This is a genomic window from Sphingobium sp. BYY-5 (genome assembly GCF_022758885.1).
Taxonomy (GTDB): domain Bacteria; phylum Pseudomonadota; class Alphaproteobacteria; order Sphingomonadales; family Sphingomonadaceae; genus Sphingobium.
In genome coordinates, this window is sequence record NZ_JALEBH010000002.1 from 882,769 (window position 1) to 901,670 (window position 18,902).

18 protein-coding genes are annotated in these 18,902 nt (G+C 62.5%); 6 read left to right on the top strand and 12 right to left on the bottom strand.

The features are described 5' to 3' along the window. Nucleotides 1–4: 4 nt before the first annotated feature. Genes MOK15_RS19960 through MOK15_RS19980 form a run of 5 tightly spaced genes read right to left on the bottom strand, consistent with a single transcriptional unit; the run spans nt 5 to nt 5,002 of the window. Nucleotides 5–418 (bottom strand): nuclear transport factor 2 family protein, encoded by a 414-nt coding sequence (locus MOK15_RS19960; RefSeq protein ID WP_242933430.1) that lies wholly within the window; start codon nt 416–418, stop codon nt 5–7. Then, complete coding sequence (locus tag MOK15_RS19965; RefSeq protein WP_242933431.1) at nt 415–2,097, bottom strand: AMP-binding protein; 1,683 nt, start codon at nt 2,095–2,097, stop codon at nt 415–417. Before MOK15_RS19965 ends, MOK15_RS19960 begins: the two co-directional genes overlap by 4 nt. 23 nt (nt 2,098–2,120) lie before the next feature. Further along, the gene (locus tag MOK15_RS19970; protein WP_242933432.1) at nt 2,121–3,302 is read right to left on the bottom strand and encodes a MaoC family dehydratase N-terminal domain-containing protein; all 1,182 of its coding nucleotides are present in this window, start codon (nt 3,300–3,302) and stop codon (nt 2,121–2,123) included. 26 nt (nt 3,303–3,328) lie between these two features. After that, nucleotides 3,329–4,312, bottom strand: coding sequence for an MDR family oxidoreductase (locus MOK15_RS19975; protein WP_242933433.1), 984 nt, complete (start codon nt 4,310–4,312; stop codon nt 3,329–3,331). A gap of 3 nt (nt 4,313–4,315) precedes the next feature. Further along, on the bottom strand, nt 4,316–5,002 hold the full coding sequence (locus MOK15_RS19980) for a TetR/AcrR family transcriptional regulator (protein WP_242933434.1): 687 nt from the start codon (nt 5,000–5,002) through the stop codon (nt 4,316–4,318). A 42-nt stretch (nt 5,003–5,044) separates the two neighbouring features. Here MOK15_RS19980 and MOK15_RS19985 point away from each other — a divergent pair, with 42 nt between their 5' ends. Then, nucleotides 5,045–5,227: a hypothetical protein gene (locus MOK15_RS19985; protein ID WP_242933435.1), complete on the top strand. Its 183-nt coding sequence runs from the start codon at nt 5,045–5,047 to the stop codon at nt 5,225–5,227. Between the two features lie 66 nt (nt 5,228–5,293). Here MOK15_RS19985 and MOK15_RS19990 read toward each other — a convergent pair whose 3' ends face one another. Further along, nucleotides 5,294–7,717: a TonB-dependent receptor gene (locus MOK15_RS19990; RefSeq protein WP_242933436.1), complete on the bottom strand. Its 2,424-nt coding sequence runs from the start codon at nt 7,715–7,717 to the stop codon at nt 5,294–5,296. Between the two features lie 302 nt (nt 7,718–8,019). On the opposite strand from MOK15_RS19990, the gene MOK15_RS19995 reads away from it, so the two are divergent. After that, on the top strand, nt 8,020–8,832 hold the full coding sequence (locus MOK15_RS19995) for an SDR family NAD(P)-dependent oxidoreductase (RefSeq protein WP_242933437.1): 813 nt from the start codon (nt 8,020–8,022) through the stop codon (nt 8,830–8,832). On the opposite strand, the gene MOK15_RS20000 is transcribed toward MOK15_RS19995, so the two are convergent. The 3 genes from MOK15_RS20000 to MOK15_RS20010 form a co-directional block, all read right to left on the bottom strand. Next, complete coding sequence (locus tag MOK15_RS20000) at nt 8,829–9,209, bottom strand: VOC family protein (protein WP_242933438.1); 381 nt, start codon at nt 9,207–9,209, stop codon at nt 8,829–8,831. The two genes, MOK15_RS19995 and MOK15_RS20000, sit on opposite strands and share 4 nt — an antisense overlap. Beyond that, entirely contained in the window at nt 9,206–9,640 is a 435-nt protein-coding gene (locus MOK15_RS20005) for a VOC family protein (RefSeq protein WP_242933439.1), read from the bottom strand. The genes MOK15_RS20000 and MOK15_RS20005 overlap by 4 nt, the downstream gene beginning before the upstream one ends. A gap of 146 nt (nt 9,641–9,786) precedes the next feature. After that, nucleotides 9,787–10,608, bottom strand: coding sequence for a helix-turn-helix transcriptional regulator (locus MOK15_RS20010; protein WP_242933440.1), 822 nt, complete (start codon nt 10,606–10,608; stop codon nt 9,787–9,789). Nucleotides 10,609–10,812: 204 nt separating this feature from the next. On the opposite strand from MOK15_RS20010, the gene MOK15_RS20015 reads away from it, so the two are divergent. Genes MOK15_RS20015 through MOK15_RS20030 form a run of 4 tightly spaced genes read left to right on the top strand, consistent with a single transcriptional unit; the run spans nt 10,813 to nt 15,082 of the window. Next, nucleotides 10,813–11,631 carry an SDR family oxidoreductase gene (locus MOK15_RS20015; protein WP_242933441.1) on the top strand — a complete coding sequence of 273 codons (819 nt, stop codon included), beginning with the start codon at nt 10,813–10,815 and terminating at the stop codon, nt 11,629–11,631. Between the two features lie 16 nt (nt 11,632–11,647). Further along, entirely contained in the window at nt 11,648–12,667 is a 1,020-nt protein-coding gene (locus tag MOK15_RS20020) for a zinc-binding dehydrogenase (protein ID WP_242933442.1), read from the top strand. After that, complete coding sequence (locus tag MOK15_RS20025) at nt 12,657–13,919, top strand: MBL fold metallo-hydrolase (RefSeq protein ID WP_242933443.1); 1,263 nt, start codon at nt 12,657–12,659, stop codon at nt 13,917–13,919. The genes MOK15_RS20020 and MOK15_RS20025 overlap by 11 nt, the downstream gene beginning before the upstream one ends. After that, nucleotides 13,919–15,082 carry a sulfotransferase gene (locus tag MOK15_RS20030; RefSeq protein WP_347567249.1) on the top strand — a complete coding sequence of 388 codons (1,164 nt, stop codon included), beginning with the start codon at nt 13,919–13,921 and terminating at the stop codon, nt 15,080–15,082. Before MOK15_RS20025 ends, MOK15_RS20030 begins: the two co-directional genes overlap by 1 nt. A gap of 37 nt (nt 15,083–15,119) precedes the next feature. On the opposite strand, the gene MOK15_RS20035 is transcribed toward MOK15_RS20030, so the two are convergent. From MOK15_RS20035 to MOK15_RS20045, 3 genes are all read right to left on the bottom strand, one after another. After that, entirely contained in the window at nt 15,120–16,031 is a 912-nt protein-coding gene (locus tag MOK15_RS20035) for an SDR family NAD(P)-dependent oxidoreductase (RefSeq protein ID WP_242933445.1), read from the bottom strand. 102 nt (nt 16,032–16,133) lie between these two features. Beyond that, nucleotides 16,134–17,279, bottom strand: coding sequence for a MaoC family dehydratase N-terminal domain-containing protein (locus MOK15_RS20040; RefSeq protein ID WP_242933446.1), 1,146 nt, complete (start codon nt 17,277–17,279; stop codon nt 16,134–16,136). A 17-nt stretch (nt 17,280–17,296) separates the two neighbouring features. Next, nucleotides 17,297–18,877 carry an AMP-binding protein gene (locus tag MOK15_RS20045; RefSeq protein ID WP_242933447.1) on the bottom strand — a complete coding sequence of 527 codons (1,581 nt, stop codon included), beginning with the start codon at nt 18,875–18,877 and terminating at the stop codon, nt 17,297–17,299. Nucleotides 18,878–18,902: the final 25 nt, after the last annotated feature.

An 18,902-nucleotide genomic window follows, 5' to 3' on the forward strand; every position in this document is an offset into this window, starting at 1 on the left:
CTCCTCATTCCAAACGGTCAAAGCGCACGCGCGCGATCCGCCATCCTTGCGGTGTCAGGCGGAACTGGTCCGAATAGCGGCCCAAGACGGTGTCGATGACCCCGTTTTCGCGCCGTTTGAGTTTGACCAGGACGGTCCAGTCGCCAGCAGCCTGATCGCCGTCGATCTCGATCTGCGGCGAATGCAGCATGTGCAGCACCCACAGGCTGTTGCCGGCGATGGCCGTGCAGAGAAAGTCGGTGATAGCCTGACCGCCTTCGAGCAGGCCCATGCCATAATCGCCGATGAAATCCGCCGTGAAGATATCGGCGAACAGATTGCGCGCCTCCGCTGAATCCTGCGCGACGCGATCGGCTGCGGCGCAATAGCGCGCCTTGAGATTGGCGATGGCCAGGGCCTGCTCGGCAAGCGCGCTCATGCGCCTTCCATTTCGAGCCGCTTCGCCACCAGCGCCTTGAGATCCGCCGTCCTGATCTTTGCGCTGCCGGTCAGCGACAGATCGCCCTCGCTGAAGAAGAGCACGCGGCGCGGCACCTTGTAGCTGGCGAGCTGCGCCCGGGCGAAGCCACGCACATCCTCCTCCGTCAACGTCGCGCCATCATGCCCGACGATGCAGGTGACGACCAGTTCACCAAGCGTGTCGTGGGGCACGCCGACGGTCTGGGTCATCTTGACGCCGGGACAGCCCTTGATGACGGCATCGATCTCCACAGGCGAGACATTGGCGCCGCCGGTCTTGATGATGTCGTTGAGGCGACCTTCCCAATAGAGACGGCCTGCGGCGTCGAGATAGCCGCCGTCGCCCGTCCGGAAAAAACCTTCCGCATCCACGCTCTCATCCAACGGCACGCCGACATAGCCGAGCATCAGTGTCGGCCCCTTGACCGCGATTTCCCCGCGTTCGCCCAGCGGCACGACCGCGCCGGTCAGCGGATCGAGGATTTTGAAGATATTGCCCGGCAAGGGTCTGCCATGGCTGCCCGCGATTTCCGCATCCGGCGTGCCGGATTCGAAAATGGTGCTGATCGTAAAGGTTTCGGTATTGCCATAGGCCGCCATCGGTTCCTGCCAGTCGGTACGGACGGTGGGATGGCGGCCGAGCGGCGTGTTCGGTCCAACATAATATAGCGAGGAAAGATCGACATCCTGCCAATTGGCGGCGCCCTCCAGTTGCGCCCATTGATGCGGCCAGGCGAAGGCCATGGTCGCCCGCTCCTTTTCCATCAGGCTGAGCGCCTCTTCCGGCTGGAAAGTCGCCTGCAGGATCAGGCTCCCGCCCGAAGATAGGGCACCGCCGATGGCCATGGCGAAATTGCCCGACCAGAAAAAACCGTTGGCCGACCAGGCGCGGGCATCCTCTTTCGCGGCAAGGAACCGCTTCCAGCGCCAGAGCTGGAGCGTGACCCCCCGGTGCATGGACAAAATCCCCTTGGGCTTGGCGGTCGAACCCGAGGAGAAGAAGAGCACACCCGGATCAGCGGGCATCACTGTCGCGGCCGCCGCATCGACCAACGCCTGATCGATCGTTGCGCCGCGCATCAGGAAATCGTCCCACGCCTCGATCATCCCCGCGCCGCCGCCGAGCGAGGCGATGTACCGTAGGAAAGGGAAGCGAACCGACGCCAACTCTCCCGATTTGCCGCTGGCGATCGCTGGCTCCAGCTCGGCGATCATGTCGGCAAAATCCTTCTTCAGGACCTTCCGCTCGATCAGCAGGACATGCGCACCCGAAGACTGAATCAAATGATCCAATTCGGCCGCTGTCGAAAAGGTGCTGAGTGTTGCCGCCACCCCGCCCGCCAGGGCTGTGCCAAACACCGCCGCGAGAAATTCGGGCCGGTTGGTCATCAGCACGCCGACGCGCGTTCCCTTGCCCACGCCGCAGGCGACCAGTGCGCGGGCCACTGCATTGGCCCGCGCCCACAGATCATCATAGGTCCAGCGCGTCACCGCTGCGCCCTCGTGCAGGACCAGCGCCTCGGCCGGTCCCGATCGCGCCGTCACCGCGCGCAGCCAGCCGCCCAGGGTCAATGCGCCCAGGCCCGGTTCCTCGTCCAGTGGCGAACCCGCAACGATGGAAAGCGGCCGATCGGTCATGATGTCGCTCCGGTTCCCGGCGTTCAGATCAGCGGCAGCTCGACATCGGCGACCGACTTAACCAGCACCATGCCGTCCTGGTTGGCCAGCGTCAGTTGTACCCGGACCAATGGCACGCCCCATTCGGTGACTTCGCGTTTCTCGACGACTTCCGCGTCGAAATAGGTGACGTCCCCTTCAAAGGCCGGGCCGCGGAAATCGGACTTGATCCAGCGAACCATGCCGTCATTGCCGGCCCAGTAAGCAATATAGTCGGTCGCCCAGGCCTGCATCGTTGCGCCATAGCCATAAGAGCGGCTCATGCCGACTTCGCCTGCCTTCTGGTCATCGACATGACCGCGCGAGGGGCCGAGATAGAGGCCGTCACGCTTGCGCGGGTCGATCAGCGCGCCTTCCTCGTCGAAGCCGAAGCCTTCGGCCCAGCCGGGGTCTTGATTGACCCAAGGATCATCGACCCCGGCAGGCGCGACCCAGTCCATGCTGCCCCAAATGTTGAACATGAAGGCGCGATACTCGGTGGCGAAGGTCGCCTTGGTATGCGGGCCAATGACACGGCGCACGAGCTTGTCGCCGACGGCCACCTCCTCCCAACGGGGGGACACGCCTTCACGATAAGCCATCAGCCAATTGTGGCGGATCGCGTCCACCTCCGCCAGTTCGGCATTGGACCAGCGCTTCAGTTCGCCCAACATGCTGTCATACATGCCGCGCTTCTCGGCTTCGTCCTTCAGATAGCGGATGGCGGTCGAGCGCGCCTTGGCGACCAGCGATCCGTCCTGCTTATAATGCAGCGTGTCTCCGCGCGAAAACATGGTCGGCCCGGCGAACTTGGTGTCGCTCACCTTATAGTCGTGGAAACGACGATTCTGGGTGAGATGGTCGCCGGGCCGGATGCGCGCGCCATAATACCACCATTCCTCCCCACCGAAGATCAGATGGGAATCCTTGATATAGCCGACACAGGCGGGCGCGCAGCCATGGCCATAGTCCATGCACACCGCGATCGACTGCGGCGCCACCAACCCGCCGAACGGGCTTTCCGCCGCGAAACGGGGGTCCCAATGAACAGGATTGGGATAGTCCATCGCCATCACCCAGCGGCGCAGATCGCTGGAAGTCAGGGGTTCGCGAATCTGGCCGCCACCGATTGCCGTGCCAACGCGCTTGTCGACGTCGCTAAGATCTATCGTTACCATGTCGTTCATCTGATCCTCTCCCTCTCGCGCGACCGTCAGCGGTTCACGTCAACGATGATGCGGCCGCGCACTTTGCCCGCCAGCAGGTCGGACGCCGCGGCCACAGCCTGCTCCAGCCCAATTTCTTCTGCGATCAGGTCGAGCAGGGCGGGATCGAGATCGCGCCCCAGCCGTTCCCAAGCCGCCATGCGCGGCGCGCGCGGCGCCATCACGCTGTCGATGCCGAGCAGGCGCACGCCGCGCAGGATGAAGGGCATCACCGTGACCGGTAAATCCGCCCCCTGCGCCAGTCCGCAAGCAGCAACCGCACCGCCATAGCGGGTTTGCGCGCAGGCATTGGCCAGGGTGAAGCTCCCGACGGAATCAACCACGCCCGCCCAGCGCTCCTTCTGCAATGGCTTGCCCTTTTCCGACAATTCCGCCCGATCGATCACGCCGTCGGCGCCAAGCTGCGTAAGATAGTCGGCTTCGGCCGCCTTGCCGGTCGAACCGATCACCGTGAAGCCCGCCTTCTTGAGCAGCGCGACGGCCACGCTTCCCACGCCGCCTGTCGCACCCGTCACCAGGACTTCGCCCTGATCCGGCGTCACGCCCGCCTTCACCAGCGCCTCGACGCACAGGGCCGCCGTATAGCCGGCGGTGCCGATCGCCATTGCCTGCCGCGGTGTGAAGGCATCGGGCAGCGGCACCAGCCAATCGCCCTTCAGTCGCGCCACCTGGGCAAGGCCACCCCAATGCCCTTCGCCCACGCCCCAACCGTTGAGCACCACCTTGTCCCCGGCCCTCCAGTCGACATGATCGGATTCCTGGACCGTGCCGACCAGATCGATACCCGGCACCATCGGGAATTTGCGCACGACCGGCGACGTGCCGGTGATGGCTAGGCCATCCTTGTAGTTCAGCGTCGAATAGAGAATGTCGATGGTGACATCGCCTTCGGGCAACTGCGCCCTGTCGACCTGTTTCAGTGAAACGCTCTGCCCGTCGTCGGTCTTGTCGATCAAGATGGCGGAAAACATCTGCTATTCCTTCCTGGAAGGGGATGAAGGGGATTTGGGGAGGCTCTGGCGCAAGCGATCGGCAATATCGGGATAGCGCTCCGGCCGCATCGATCCATACATGCACAAGCGCAGCGATTCCTGCGCGACACGACGGGCAAGATCACGCCGTTCCTGGTCCCCGCGCGCATGGGACCGCGCCCAGACGGGCCAGAGGAAGGCGCCCGCCAGCATCAGGACCGATAGGACTTCGACATCAATGTCGTCCTGCGACAGATCCGTGTCGGCGAAGCGCTGCAACGATCCTTCATATTCGCGCCAGAAGGGATCGGCCATGGGATCGGAAGACGCCAGTAATTGGAGCAGCCAGATCCGGCACAGTTCGGGATTGTCCATCGCAAAGATGGCAAGACGGTCGGTCGTATCGGCAATGTCCACCTGTTCGACACGCCGTTCGCCGATCGTTTCCGGATCGCCGAAAACCGTGCGGAACATCCGATCCGATACCGAATCGGCCGTCGCCTGAATCAATTTCTCCCGTGTTTCAAAATGCTGGTAGGCGGTGCCGCGATTGACGCCGGCCAGAACGGCGACTTCCGACAGGCTGATGCCTTCCGGTCCATCCTTGGCCAGTAACGCGCGTGCCGCTTCCAATATCGCTTCCCGTGTTGCTTCGGGGTCGCGAGACCGCCTTTTCCGTGCTTCCGTCATGCCGCCGTTCCTTGCTTTCCCAGGCCTCTCCCCACGCGCGCCTTGCCGCGCGACGAAGGCGCCACCGATGTGACGGCACAAGTCAACATCAGCATTGTCCATTCGGCAAGTGCAGTGATCATCACCGTTGTTGATTGCTTTATCCCTGCCCGTCTCAGCCACGGAGTCAATCAGGGCCGGCCGATCATCGCTGCCGCGAAGAATGGCAGTATTTTCCAGGCTTAAGACAGCAATTGGCCGGACGACGATCGGAGCCGCCCGGCCAATCCACCATGTCTGCACGCCTTATTCTCAGCGCGAACCGAAGAAGAAGCGGACGTTGACGCCGAACTCGCGCGGCGGCGTGACGGTAGCCCCTGTATAGGTGCTGGTGTAGGTTGCCGCCGTCGTCGTCGCCCCGGTCGATGTGAAACCGGTGATCTGCTGATAGGAGGTGAAGAGCGGCGTCGTGCGCGTCAGAACCTTGGTCGTGTCGAACAGGTTCTTGGCGAACAGGGAGATTTCCCAGCCACCGTCCGGATCGCGGATACCGGCATAGAGATTGGCCAGCGCATAAGCGCCCACATCGTCGAAATTATTGGCAGGATCACCCTGCGACTGGCCGTTGTAGCTGACAAGCCCCCGTAGGAAACCATCCACCTTATCGGAAATCGGCGCCCGATATTCGCTCTGTAGCGTCGCCGTCAGCGGCGGCATGAAGGATGCCCGCTGGGTCACGTTGCAGGAGGAGATATTGTTCGCACCGACCGCCGCCTGCAATTGAGTCAGGCTGGGCGCTGCACCGACAGGATCAGGCACGCCGTCCCCGTTGAGGTCATTGCAAGGGATGTTGCCACCCTTGATCTTACCCAGCGAATAGCTGGCGGACAGTCCGACATTCCAATGGCGGTTGACGTCGACGAACAATTCGCCCTCGACACCATTCACCTCGACCGGCACGGCGCCCACGAAGTTGAACGAATTGACCTGCTGCGCCGTCCCTGTCACCTGCCCCGACGCATTCCGGATGGCGATGGTATCGACATAATAGACACCGTTATTAGGCACGCGGAACGGGAAATTCTTGTACTTCTGGTGGTAGGCGGTGAGGTTGAAGCGCGCCTTTCCTCCCATCAATGTGCTCTTGAAACCAAGCTCATAGGATTTCGAGGTTTCCGGCGGCAGATTGAGGAAGCTATTTTCCAGTTCGGATTTGGCGATGTTGAAGTCACCCACGACATTGATGCCCGGACGCATCGAGCTGCCCGTCGCTGCATAGACCAGGAAGTCCCGTGAAAAATTATGCTTGATCGACGCGCTGTAGATCAGCTTTTTCAGATTCTGACTATCGGCAGCGATCGTGTTGCCGTTGACGGCCAAGAAATTCTCAGAGTCATATTTGATCCGCCGCAGGCCGCCCGAAAGCTCGGTCTTTTCCCCGATATGCGCCGTCAGATTGCCGAAGAAGGATTGTTCATGCGATCCGCCCGTTCGGGCAATGTCGGTCTGCACGATGGACGCGATGCCACCCCCAAACGCTGTGGGCAGGCGCACGATGGTCGGAGACGTCAGGCTGGTCGGCGGGCGGAGCTTGCTGTCGAAGAACCCGACCACATAGTCGAAGATATCGAACACCCGCGCTTCATTCTGTAGCCGCACTTCATGGGATGTCTGCTTGGCGATCGTATCGGTGATCTGGTTGACATCGCGTCCGATGAAGAAATTGCCTCGATCGATATTATCGGTCGAATGGAAATCCTGCTTCGACCATTGGCCCTGATAGATCAGCCGCTGGCCAGCAGCCGCCAGTTCAGCGCGCCAGTTGAAGATGTCGATCCGCTGATTGATGATGCGGGGCTGTTCCTGGATGGACAGCCGGTCCTTGGCGGTGATGAGCACCGGGCTGGGCGTCGCGTCAGGATTGGCCTCGCTGAAGGAGATCGCCTGATCGTATGTCCGCGCATCGCGATCAAGATATTGATAGGTGCCTTCCAGCTTGAGCCAATCGGTCGGCTCGACCGCGCCGACGACGCGGAAACTCTTCGTGCGGGAATGCGGATCGGGCGCGCCGGCGCTGCGCACCAGCGGACGCACGCGGTCGCCCTCATTTTCGTCCCACACACCTGACACGCGCAGACCGGCCACGCCTTCGATAATGGGCAGGTTCAGCGCACCCTTGAAATTCAACGTGCCGATGTCGTTGCCGGTCCAATCGACATAGCCGCCAAACTGGTTGAGGTCGGGTTTGCGCGAGGTGATGGTGATCGATCCGGACGGCGATGCACGCCCACGCAACGTACCCTGCGGGCCGCGCTGCACTTCGATCTGGCCGATATCGTACATCTGCTGAAGGACGACGCCGGGCGAGATTGGCGCATCGTTGAAGTAGAATTCGACCGTGCCGTTATTGCCGCTGGCATTGGCATCGAAATTGACGCCGCGCAGGCGCGCATTACCGCCGATACCGTTCGCGTTGGTGGACAGTTCCAGGCCGGGAGCGAGCGATTTCACTTCGGCGAACTCGCGGAAATTGAGATTGCCAAGCGACTGGCCGGTCACCGCGTTGATGACGGCCGGCACGTCCTGCACATCTTCTTCACGGCGACGGGCCTGAACGATGATGGTGGGCGCATCGAACCCGCCGTCCTGCGGCGCCTCCTGCGCCATTACCGTTGTCGAAGCGGCCAGGGCGGCAATGCTCGCGCCCATGAGGTGATATGCGGTGATGCGCTTCACTTGGTTCTCCTCCCCTAATCGGCGCCACGGCGAATCTTCGGTTCGCGATCGGCGCAAATGATCGTTTCTGTTCTTTACGATTCTCGTTATGCCCGATCCCCTCAGAGAGCGAAGCCCTTAACCAACAGGTCTGTCTATATATCGCCGCCGCGATTCTCCTTTGCGCTCCGCCACTTCACACGGCCATCGCACCGGCAATATCGTGCCCTGACTCCTTGCACCTGTCGCCTGTGTTACCCAGCCTATCTAGGCTCCGGTGAGGCCGCGCATGATCCGGGCAATCCTATGAATGGAGGAAAGCGATGGACCTGGACCTGAAAGGCCGAGTGGCGATCGTCACCGGGGCAACGGCCAATATCGGCCGCGCGATCGCACTGGACTTTGCGTCGGAGGGCGCCGCCATAATCGCTGTTGGGCGCGATCAGGAAGCGGGCGAACATGTTGTGGCCCAGTGTCTGGATCGCGGGGCCGAGCGCGCGCTTTTCGTCTCCGCCGACCTGACCAATCCGAACGCCGCGCTCCAGATCGCCGCATCCGCCGAAGCGATGGGGCCGGTTGCCGTCCTGGTCAACAATGTCGGCGGCAATATCGGCGCCGGCTTCTTCGCCGAGTCCGATCCCGCCACGTGGGACAGCGACATCGACCTCAATCTGGGTACGGTGCTGCGGATGACTCATGCCGTGCTGCCCGCGATGATCGATCGGAAGAGCGGCGCGATCATCAATATCGGATCGACCGCTGGATTGGTGGGCGACTATATGCTGCCCGTCTATTCCGCCGCAAAAGCCGCCGTCCATGGTTTTACCAGGGTATTGGCGAAGGAAGTCGGCCCGCTCGGCATACGCGTCAATTGCATCGCACCCTACGGCACGATCTCGACCGACCCCGACGCCTTCAGCAAAGGCAGCCGGTTCAATCCCGACAATGATTTCTTCCGAAAAGCCTTTGCCGGGACCAGCCCCGAGGACATGGCGAAGCGTGCGCGCCAGACAGTGTTGGGTCGGCCTGTCGCCACCGCTCAGGAGGTCGCGTCGCTCGCCCTCTATCTCGCAAGCGACCTGGCCGGATTCATCACCGGGCAAGTCTATGCGGTGGACGGCGGCAGCCTGCTTTAATCAGGCGGGCCGAAACGGAACACGACCAGCTTGTTGCCGTCGAGGTCGCGGAAATAGGCGCCGTAGAAACCGTTGGGATCGTCGCCGCGAATGCCGGGCCTGCCCTCGCATGTGCCGCCCAGGGCCGTGGCCCTGGCATGGATGGCGTTGACCTGCGCACGACTGGCCGCCTGGATGCCGGCCTGGGTGCCATTGCCCGGCGTCGCGTCACCCTTAAACGGCATACCGATCAGCAGCATTCCGCTGTCTGCCGTTCGGTAAGCGACAAGATCCGGACGATCGAACGCGCGAGTGGCGCCGACCAGGGCCGCGATCTCATCATAGAAGGCCTTGGCGCGATCCAGATCCCGCGTGCCGAAACGGACCAGGTTGATCATCGTCCGCCCATCGCCGCCCAGCGGTCAGGCACCATCCATACATATTCGGTGTAATGACCAAGCCATGGCCGCGTATCGAGATAGAGGAATTGCAACATATTCGGCGTCCCCCCTTTCAGGACGATCGGGAACGGCTGCCCGGCGACCTGCGCCATGAGTGCGTCCCAGTCGTCCACGACATGACAGACATGATGAAAGACCAGCCGGTCATCCGCAGGCAGCGCATCGCGATAGAGGGCAAGAACGTCGCCCTCCTTGGGTTCGATCAATTCATAGTTCAGATCTTCGACCCAGACGAAGGCCAGCTTCTGCACGCCTATTCCTTCGCCTTGCGGCGTCCAGACATGCACCGGCACTTCGATCTCATGCAGCGCACGCACATCGGCGCGCGCCTTGAACTCCGTCACCGCCTTGTCGACATTCCGCGTCACATACGCGTTCTGATAATGGCGTCCCACAATCATGGCCGGCCCTCTCCCGATTATCGTGACACCGAAATGGACAGTTATGACAGGCGCGCCAACCACGACATCTATCGACAGCGGGACTTACCCAACATATCCAGCCATAGCCCGCATCAACGTGTGCGCGACAGGTTTCGCTGACGAAACAGGCGAGGGGTGGAACCGGTCGCGCGGCGAAAGGCATAGGCGAAGCTGGAAGGAGAAGCGAAGCCGAGCGCGAAGGCGATTTCCTTGATATTCTCGTCGCTCGCCAGATGGCGCTTGGCCATTTCGATCCGCATCTGGGCGACATGGTCGCCAATGGAACAACCCCGGCTCGTCCGGAAACCGCGGGTGAGCTGACGCACCGACATGTTGCAGAGCGTGGCCAACTCTTCCAGCGGCGGCGGCGGGCCGGACTGGTGCAACCGTTCGTCTATCCGCCGCAACCGCCAGGAAGCGAGTCCTCCCGTGATCGGCCCCTCCGCAATCGCCTGACAATAGCGCGCCACCTCGATCGCCAGTTGCTGCGCGATCAGTTCAGCCAGAACTTCTCCCCCCGGGCCGGGATGCCGCACTTCCGCCGCCAGGCGCAGCAGGCAGGCGCGCATATGGGGATGGGCAATGTCCAGACCCGCCGCCAGCCGACGGTCGGTCCATTCCATGCTGCCGTCGAGCCAGCGGTCGATGGCGGCGGCGGGAATCTCGCACACCACCGACGCCTGTCGCCCACCGGCATCGCTGCGCACATGGATCGCCTCGCCGGGGGGCACCAGGAATATCTCGCCCAGCGGTTCATAACGATGCGGCCCCCAACGTTCGCGATAGCAACCGCGCGCCTGTTCCGGACGCGATGTCAGGCACAGGTCGAGCCAGTAATGATCGGTGCGGCGGAACAGCCGGTTCGTCGGCTGGTCGAGTTGCAGCCGCATGATCCGAACCAAAGCGGAAGGCACGACCAATTCCGCTTCAAAAATAGAATTGGCGAAACTTTCCTCCTGCGACACCCTGCTCTCCCCGGCTTCATCGGTCTTGGCCTTATCGGTGGATTATGGCTGGTAAACGATAGCCACGTCAATTGCAGGCGATGCCACTCTCGCGGACAGTCGCGCGTGTGACAACGACCGCCGACGGCGGCGACTATTCTCAAGGAGAGTGATGTGACGGGTCTGTTCGACTGTTCGGGCAAGGTGACGCTGGTGACCGGAGGCAATGGCGGGATCGGCCTGGGCTTTGCGCGCGGCATTGCCAGGATGGGCGGCAAGATCGCGATCTGGGCGCGCAACGCCGAAAAGAACGAAGCCGCCAAGGCCGATCTGCTGGCGGCTGGCGCGGGCCGGGTCGAAACCTATCGGGTCGATGTCGCGTCGGAACAGGCGATCATCGATGGCTATGCCAAGTTGCTGGCCGATTTCGGCCGGATCGACTGCGTCTTCGCCAATTCTGGCCGCGCTTCCCGCAGCCGATCGGTGCTGACGCTGGACGCGGAGGAATGGCATGACCTGCTGGCGGTCAACCTGCACGGCGCCTTCTTCACCCTGCGCGAAGGCGCCAGGGCGATGGTCGCGCGCGCCGAGGCCGGCGAGCCGGGTGGCAGCCTGGTATATTGCGGCAGCCTGTCGATGTTCCATGGTATGCCGGGAATCAACAATTATGCTGCATCCAAGGGCGGCATGGGCGCTGCCGTACGCGGCATGGCGGCGGAACTGGGCAAATATGCCATACGCGCCAACTCGATCGCCCCCGGCTACGTCAAGACCGGCATCGGCGGCGATGGTGAGATGAGCGAAGAGATGAAAGCGCGCATGGCCGCGGTCGACGCGCATTTTTCCGCCAAGACGCCAATCCATCGGCCCGGCGCAATCGAGGATTTCGAAGGGATCGGCGCCTATCTCTGCTCCGACGCCTCGCGCTTTCATAGCGGCGATACGATCGTGATCGACGGCGGCAGCCTGATCTATCCCCCTTATGCCTTCTGAACGGAGGACCATTCCCATGCGTCTGCTCACCATCCATGACGTGAACGATGTACGGCTTGATCCCTATGAACGGCCACAGGCCGGTCCGAAGGATGTCGTCGTGAAGATGAAAGCCTGCGGCATTTGCGGCAGCGACCTCAGCTACATCAAGAATGGGGGAATACCCACGCCGGGCAAACTGACCGCGCTGGGCCATGAAGGCGCGGGTGAGCTGATGTTCGTAGGTGCCGAGGTACAGGGCGTATCGGTCGGCCAAGGCGTCATCATCAACCCGATGATGACGCCCAGCTATATCGGCAGCGGCGGGCCGGAGGGCGCCTTTACCGAGGAACTGCTGGTCCGCGACGCCCGGTTGGGCGACAGCCTGCTGCCGATCCCCGATGGCATTCCCTTCGAAGTGGCCGCCATGTGTGAGCCGCTGTCCGTCGCGATGCACGGCGTCAACCGGGCGCAGGTCAAGGCGGGAGACAAGGTGGTCATCTTCGGCTGCGGGCCGATCGGCCTTGGCATGGTGCTATGGGCCATCGATCGCGGCTGCCAGGATGTGATCGCGCTCGATCTGGCCGAGGAACGGCTGGAACGCGCGCGGGCGCTGGGCGCGCATGGCGTCAATCCGGGCACGGAGGATGCGCTGCAACGGATCAAGGCGATCCACGGCACGGTGACGGTGTTCGGCCGCGAAAAGGCGCAGACCGACGCCTATATCGACGCGGCGGGCGCTCCGTCCATCCTGCGCGATGTAGTGACGCTGGCCAAGACCCATGCCCGGCATGTCATCACCGCCGCCTATCTGAAACCGATCGAGCTGCCGGCAGGTCCCATGCTGACCACGGAAATGACGATCACGACAGCGGTCGGCTATCCGACCGAGATGCCCGATGTGATCGCCGCCATGCCGCGCCTGAAGGACAAGATCGCCGCGCTCATCAGCCACACATTGCCTTTCGATCAGGTGATCGAGGGCCTGGATATCGCCGCCCGGCCACAGTCGGCCAAGGTCATGATCGAGTTTCCGGAGATTCAGCATGAGCAGTAAACCACAAACCCCGCTTGGCGCGCTTGTCACCGCTGGCGATGGCCAGACGGCGGCGGAACCGATTGCCGACGGCATCTTCATGGTGAAGGACATAACCAACGCCTATCTGGTGACGACGAAGGACGGCGATCTGCTGGTCAACACCGGCTTTCTGGGCCATGGCGCACGCAACAAGGAACTGTTCGCCCCCCACCGCACGGGTCCGCTGCGGCGCATCATCCTGACCCAAAGCCATGCCGACCATTATGGCGCGTTGCCTGAGCAGAAGGAGGACGGCACGCAGGTCATCGCGGGTGCTGGCTTCACCGACACGGCCGCCTATTTCGACCGGCTTGCTCCCTTCCTGGGGCGTCGATCTGGCAAGCTCTGGGCATCGATGACGCGGCGCGACGGGCCGCCACCCAAGCCGCCCGTCATCATACCGGACATCGCGGTGGCGACAACGCACGCATTCGAACAGGGCGGACGCCGGTTCGAGGTGGTGAAGACGCCCGGCGGCGAGACGCTATGTTCTGTCTTTCTTTGGATGCCGGATGAAAAGACCGTCTTCACCAGCAATCTCTTCGGCCCCGTGTGGCGAGCCATGCCCAACCTGGTCACTATCCGTGGAGATCGACCCCGGCTGGTGCGCGCCTATCTCCGATCGGTCGAGCAGGTTCGGGCGCTCGAACCGGAACTGGTCATCACCGGCCATGGCGATCCCATCCGGGGACGCGACACCATTCGCGCCGATCTCGACCGGATGCACGCGGCGGTCAGCTATCTGGAGCGTGAGACCATCGCGGGCATGAATGCGGGGCGGATGGTGCAGGATCTGATGCGCGAGATCGCCCTGCCCGACGACCTCAAGATCGGCGAGTTCCACGGCAAGACCCCCTGGGTCGTCCGCGCCATCTGGGAGGAGAATGCCGGCTGGTTCCATTATGCCGACGGCACCACCGCCCTCTACGGCGTACCGCGATCGGCGGTCGATGCCGACCTGGCCGAAATGGCCGGAGGCGCTGGCGCACTGGCGGTGCGCGCACACGCCCATGTCGTGAGCCAACGTCCGCTCGAAGCGCTGCACCTCCTCGATATCGCGCTGCATGTCGCGCCCGATCATGAGGCTGCGCTGGACGTCAAGAAGGCCGCGCTAGAACAATTGCTCGCCGCCAGTGGCGGCGCCAACCTGTCGGAGACCATGTGGCTGAAGGCGGAAATCGCCGATGCCGAAGCACGGCTGGCCAAACAAAAACAAGAAGGAGAAGGATGATGACCATCACAACCGCCGGGATCGATGCCGACGCCCTGCTGGCCGCAGCGCGCGCGCAGACCGGCCTCACCGACCTGGGCGACGACGCGATATTGGAGGGCTTCGGCGTCCTGGTCGATGCGATCAATCGCGAGGCGAATCTGACCGAGAGCGCCCAGGGCCGCTGGGCGCAGCAATTGACCGCAACGCTCATCAACCGGCTGAAGGTGGAGGACTGGCTCGCCCGGCACCCCGACCTGTTGGAGCGGCCGGTGGAAAAGCCGCTCTTCGTGTTCGGCCTGCCGCGCACCGGTACGACGCTGACCATCAACCTGCTGAACGCCGATCCGGCCCGGCGCTGCTTTCTGCGCTGGGAGGCGTTCGACACCGTGCCGCCCGCCGCCGCCGGGGCTTTGCACAGCGATCCGCGCTATGTGGCGGAGCAGGAGCGGCTCGCCCTGTCGCTCAAATATGCGCCGCATATCTCGGCCATCCATCATGAGGATGCCGACAGCCCGACCGAGTGCCAATTCTCGATGGCGCCGTCCTTCTGCGCGCAATATTTCGACTCGGTCCTCAACATCCCGAGCTATCAGAAATGGCTGTTCTCGACGAGCTACCTGCCGGCCTTCCGCTACCAGAAACGACTGTTCCAGCTATTGCAGACGCATAATGGCGGGCAGTGGACGCTGAAAAATCCCTGGCACCCGCTGTTCCTGGATGACCTGACCAGCGTCTATCCCGATGCACAGCTTGTGATGACCCATCGCGACCCGGCGGATGTCGTCGCCTCCGCCTGCAGCCTGGTCTATCAGGTGCGCAAGATGTTCAGCGCCGATGTCGATCCGGTCGTGGTCGGACAGTCGCAACTGCGCACCTTCGACAAGATGATCGAGCGGATGCTGGCCTATCGCGAGAAACATGGCTGGGAATCGATCCACGACATCCAGTATGATGAACAACTGCGCGATCCGATCGGCGAGATGCAGCGCCTCTATACGCGGTTCGACACGCCCTTCACGGCGGAGGCGGAAAGCGGGATGCGCGCGGCGCTGGCGGCCAATCCGCAGGGCAAGCATGGCAAGCACAGCTATGCCCTGGAGGATTACGGCTTCGACCGGGCAGGCATCCATGCGCATTTCAGCGACTATATCGATCGCTTCGCCATTCCTGTCCGGGGGTGAATCTATGTGGGAGGGATTTGTCCCCTCCCCCTTTTCTTCAGGCGCCACGCGCCATGGCGAAGCTGTGGCGCAAATGGGCAAGATGGCCGTCCGGCACGGGTGGAAACAACAGCGCGGCGTCGGTATCGCGAATGCCATCCATGTCCGCCGCGATCTGCTCGATCGTCCAGTCGGGGCGGAACACACCCTGGGTTTCCATCATATAGGCACGCGCCACGCGGCCGGCCATGGCGATCAGCATCTCGCCGGAAATGGTGCAATCCTCATGCGCCAGCCAGGCGACGGCGGGCGCCACCAGTTCCGGGTCCATTGGTGGATAGGCGCTGGTATCCAGCCCCTCCGCCATGCGGGTGACGGCGCCCGGCAGGATGATGTTGCTCTTGATATCATGCGCCGCACCCTCGATCGCGGCGACGTTCGACAGGCCGATCATTCCGGCCTTGGCCACGCTATAGTTCACAACGCCGGCATTGCCGTATAAGCCGTTGATCGAACCGGTCAGAACGATACGGCCATGATTGGCAGCGATCATGTGCGGGAAGGCCGCGCGCACCACATGGAACGCGCCGCGCAGGTGAACGTCGATCACCGTCTCGAAATCCGCGCAGGACAATTCGGCCAGCGCGCCGCGCCGAACGATGCCGGCATTGTGGATCAGGATGTCGATGCGACCGAATGCGCCGATCGCCGCATCGATGATCGCCTGCCCGCCTTCGGGCGTCGCCACGCTGGCGGTGGAGGCGAGCGCCGTGCCACCGGCTGCATGAATTTCATCGACGACCGCTTGCGCCGGACCAGCGTCGATCCCCTCCCCCTGCATCGAGACGCCGGGATCATTGACGATGATCTTCGCTCCACGCGATGCCAGCAACAGCGCATAGGCGCGGCCCAAACCCCGCCCCGCTCCGGTGATGACCGCTACGCGGCCGTCAAATCGCTTCTCGCCCATGGGCCGCACTCTCCCTGTCATCTCTTCGGACGACTGTAGCCATGGCGGAGAAGGACAGAAGGGGCCGCCGCCGCATATCGCACCGGCGACGGCTCCTTTTGATTAGGCCCGGCTCGGCAGTTCCGCGATGGCGGTGCCGAAGGCCGAAATCTCACCACGATGGGTTTCCGCGCGCTGCTGGATCTCGACATATTTCTTGCCGTTCTCCTCGAACTTGCGGATCACGCTGCCGTCGATGAAGATCACGTCGCCATCGGGATTGTGGCGGCGAATCTGGCACTTGCTCTTGTGCAGGAACCCATCGTCACCGATCCAGTTGGTGACCTGGTGCGTCAGCCAGCTACAGCGTTCCGGTCCATAGTCATAAGCACCGGGCGCGCCCACTTCGAGCGCGAAGGCTTCGTCCCAATGGACGCGCTCCGGGCAGTCTGGAACGTTGAAACGGTTCTTGATGCCGGTGCCCGGATGCTTCTGCTGCATCTTCCAGGCCAGCTTGTTGGCGCGGATATAGAGGCCGCCCCAACCCTGCGCGTAACAGATGAAGCCGGTGACGGTCATCGGCCCCTTCATCATGCGCGGCAGTTCGTCACCGACCTGGACATCTTCCCAATAACGGGGGGTGGCGCCGCGAATCTCTTCCTTCTCGTAGAGCTTGTACATCTCCGCCAGTTGCTCGTCGGTGAAAGGCTCCACCCGGCCACGGGCCTCGGTATATTTGGTGCCGCGTTCGCGCGCTTCGTCGCGGTCGGTGCGAAACACCCAGCTATCAGCCTCGCACAGCTTGTCGCCATGCTGGTTGAAGAAGTCGACATGGTAGATCTGCTGGAAGCTACGACCAGCGAACTTGGTCTGATGCTCGATCAGATCTTTCAGATAGGCTTCGGTACGGATCGTATCGCCCCGCAGCACCGGCTTATGCCAGGTCCAGTCCGCACCCGCCCACATGGCGTGAACCCCCGACAAGCCACCGCAATAACCCGAAATGATTCGGCTGGTTGTGAACAGGAAGCTCGGCAGCGCGACCAGCGCACCATATTTGGTCTTCGCCGCATAGTCCGGGTCGCACCACAGCGGATTATCGTCACCGATACCATGCGCATAGTGACGGATCGCATCGCGCGTCGCTTCATAGTTCCAGGGTTCGACCGTATTCTCGATCTTGACGCCGATGCGCTGGCGCAGGTCGTCCAGTCCTTCTTCGGTGATCTTGGGAAATTTGTTGGTAGGCTTTTCCGCCAATGTTGCCATGTTTCTTCTCCTGAAAATCAATGCGACAATTCTGCGGTCTTTGCCGCTTCCCGGTCGCGCAGCATTTTGCGATGAACTTTCCCCGCCGGGGTCTTGGGCAGTTCGCTTACAAATTCGACGATGCGGGGAAACTCATGCTGCGCCAGCTTTTCGCGGGTGAAAGTCTGAAGCGCCGTCACCAGCGCATCATCGCCCGTGACATTGGCGATGACGAAGGCCTTGACCACCTGCCCGCGCTGGTCGTCGGGCACGCCGATCACCGCGCATTCCAGCACTGTGGGATGCTTGAGCAGCGTATTCTCGATCTCCACCGCGCTCATCGTCCAGCCCGCCGAGATGATGACGTCATCGGCGCGGCCGCAATGATAGAAATAACCGTCCTCGTCGGTCTTCGCCCGATCCTTGGTCGACATCCAGCCGCCGCCACGCCAGAGCATCAATTCGCCAATCTCTCCCGGATCACAGACCGATCCATCGGGCCGCTGCACTTCAAGGCGCTGTCCGGGAACTGCCTTGCCCAGCGATCCGGGCTTGACCTGATAATCGTCGGCGCCCGGATAGTTGACCAGCACCACGCCGATTTCGGTCGTGCCATACATGGAGCAGGCCGGCCGCTGGAAATATTCGTCGATGAACTCCAGCGTCGCCGGGTCGATCGGCTCGCCAGTGTAGCTGAGCTTGTCGAAGTGGAAGCGATAGTCGCCCGCCTTCCCGCTATTCTTCATCATGCGATAATGGGTGGCTGCGGCCGACATGTTGGTGATGCCGAAATCGTCCAGTGCCTTCATCAGCCGCACCGGATCGAAACGCCCCGCGAACGTGCCGGTCGTGACGCCCAGCCCCAGCGGCGCCAGCGTCCCGTGCCACAGGCCATGGCCCCATGCGGGCGAGGACGGACAGAAAAATTCGTCGCCCGGCCGGATGCCCGTGCCATAGAGCGCCGCGAACATCAGCGTGACCAGCGCCCGATGCGTATGCTTCACCGCCTCCGGCAGCTCGCGGGTGGTTCCGGACGTATATTGGAACACGGCCAGATCGTTGGCCTTCGTTTTCGGTTCGTAGCTGGCCGGGAATTTGGCGATCTCGTCCAGCAGCCCCCCATCAGCCACGATCACGCGGGGACCGTCGATGCTGCGCGCCAGTTCCGCCTTTTCCGCATTGGTGATGAGGATGCTGGGCCTGCAATCATCGACCCGCAGTCGCAAGGCATCGGGACCAAACAGGGTGAACAGCGGCACCGAAATGGCGCCCGTCTGCATCGCCCCGAACAGGCAGACATAGAAGGGCAGCGAGGGTTCAAGCATGAAGGCGATGCGTTCACCCGGCTGAACGCCCTCCGCATCCAGCCAATGCGCGAATTGCGCTGCGCCTGCCGCGATCGCATCAAAGCTCAATATCTCGTCACGGGCTACACCGTCGGCATTGGCGGCATGAGCAATGCGCACCGCTGCGCGTCCCGATCCGTCTGCATGGCGCGTGATACATTCCTGCGCGATATTGAGATGATCGCGATCACCATCGAACAGTTCCCACAGGGCTGCGGAATTCGCATGGGCCTGCGCATCGGCATAGCGGGTCAAGTCGGTGAGCTTCGCCATTCATCCTGTCCATTCACCATGGCGA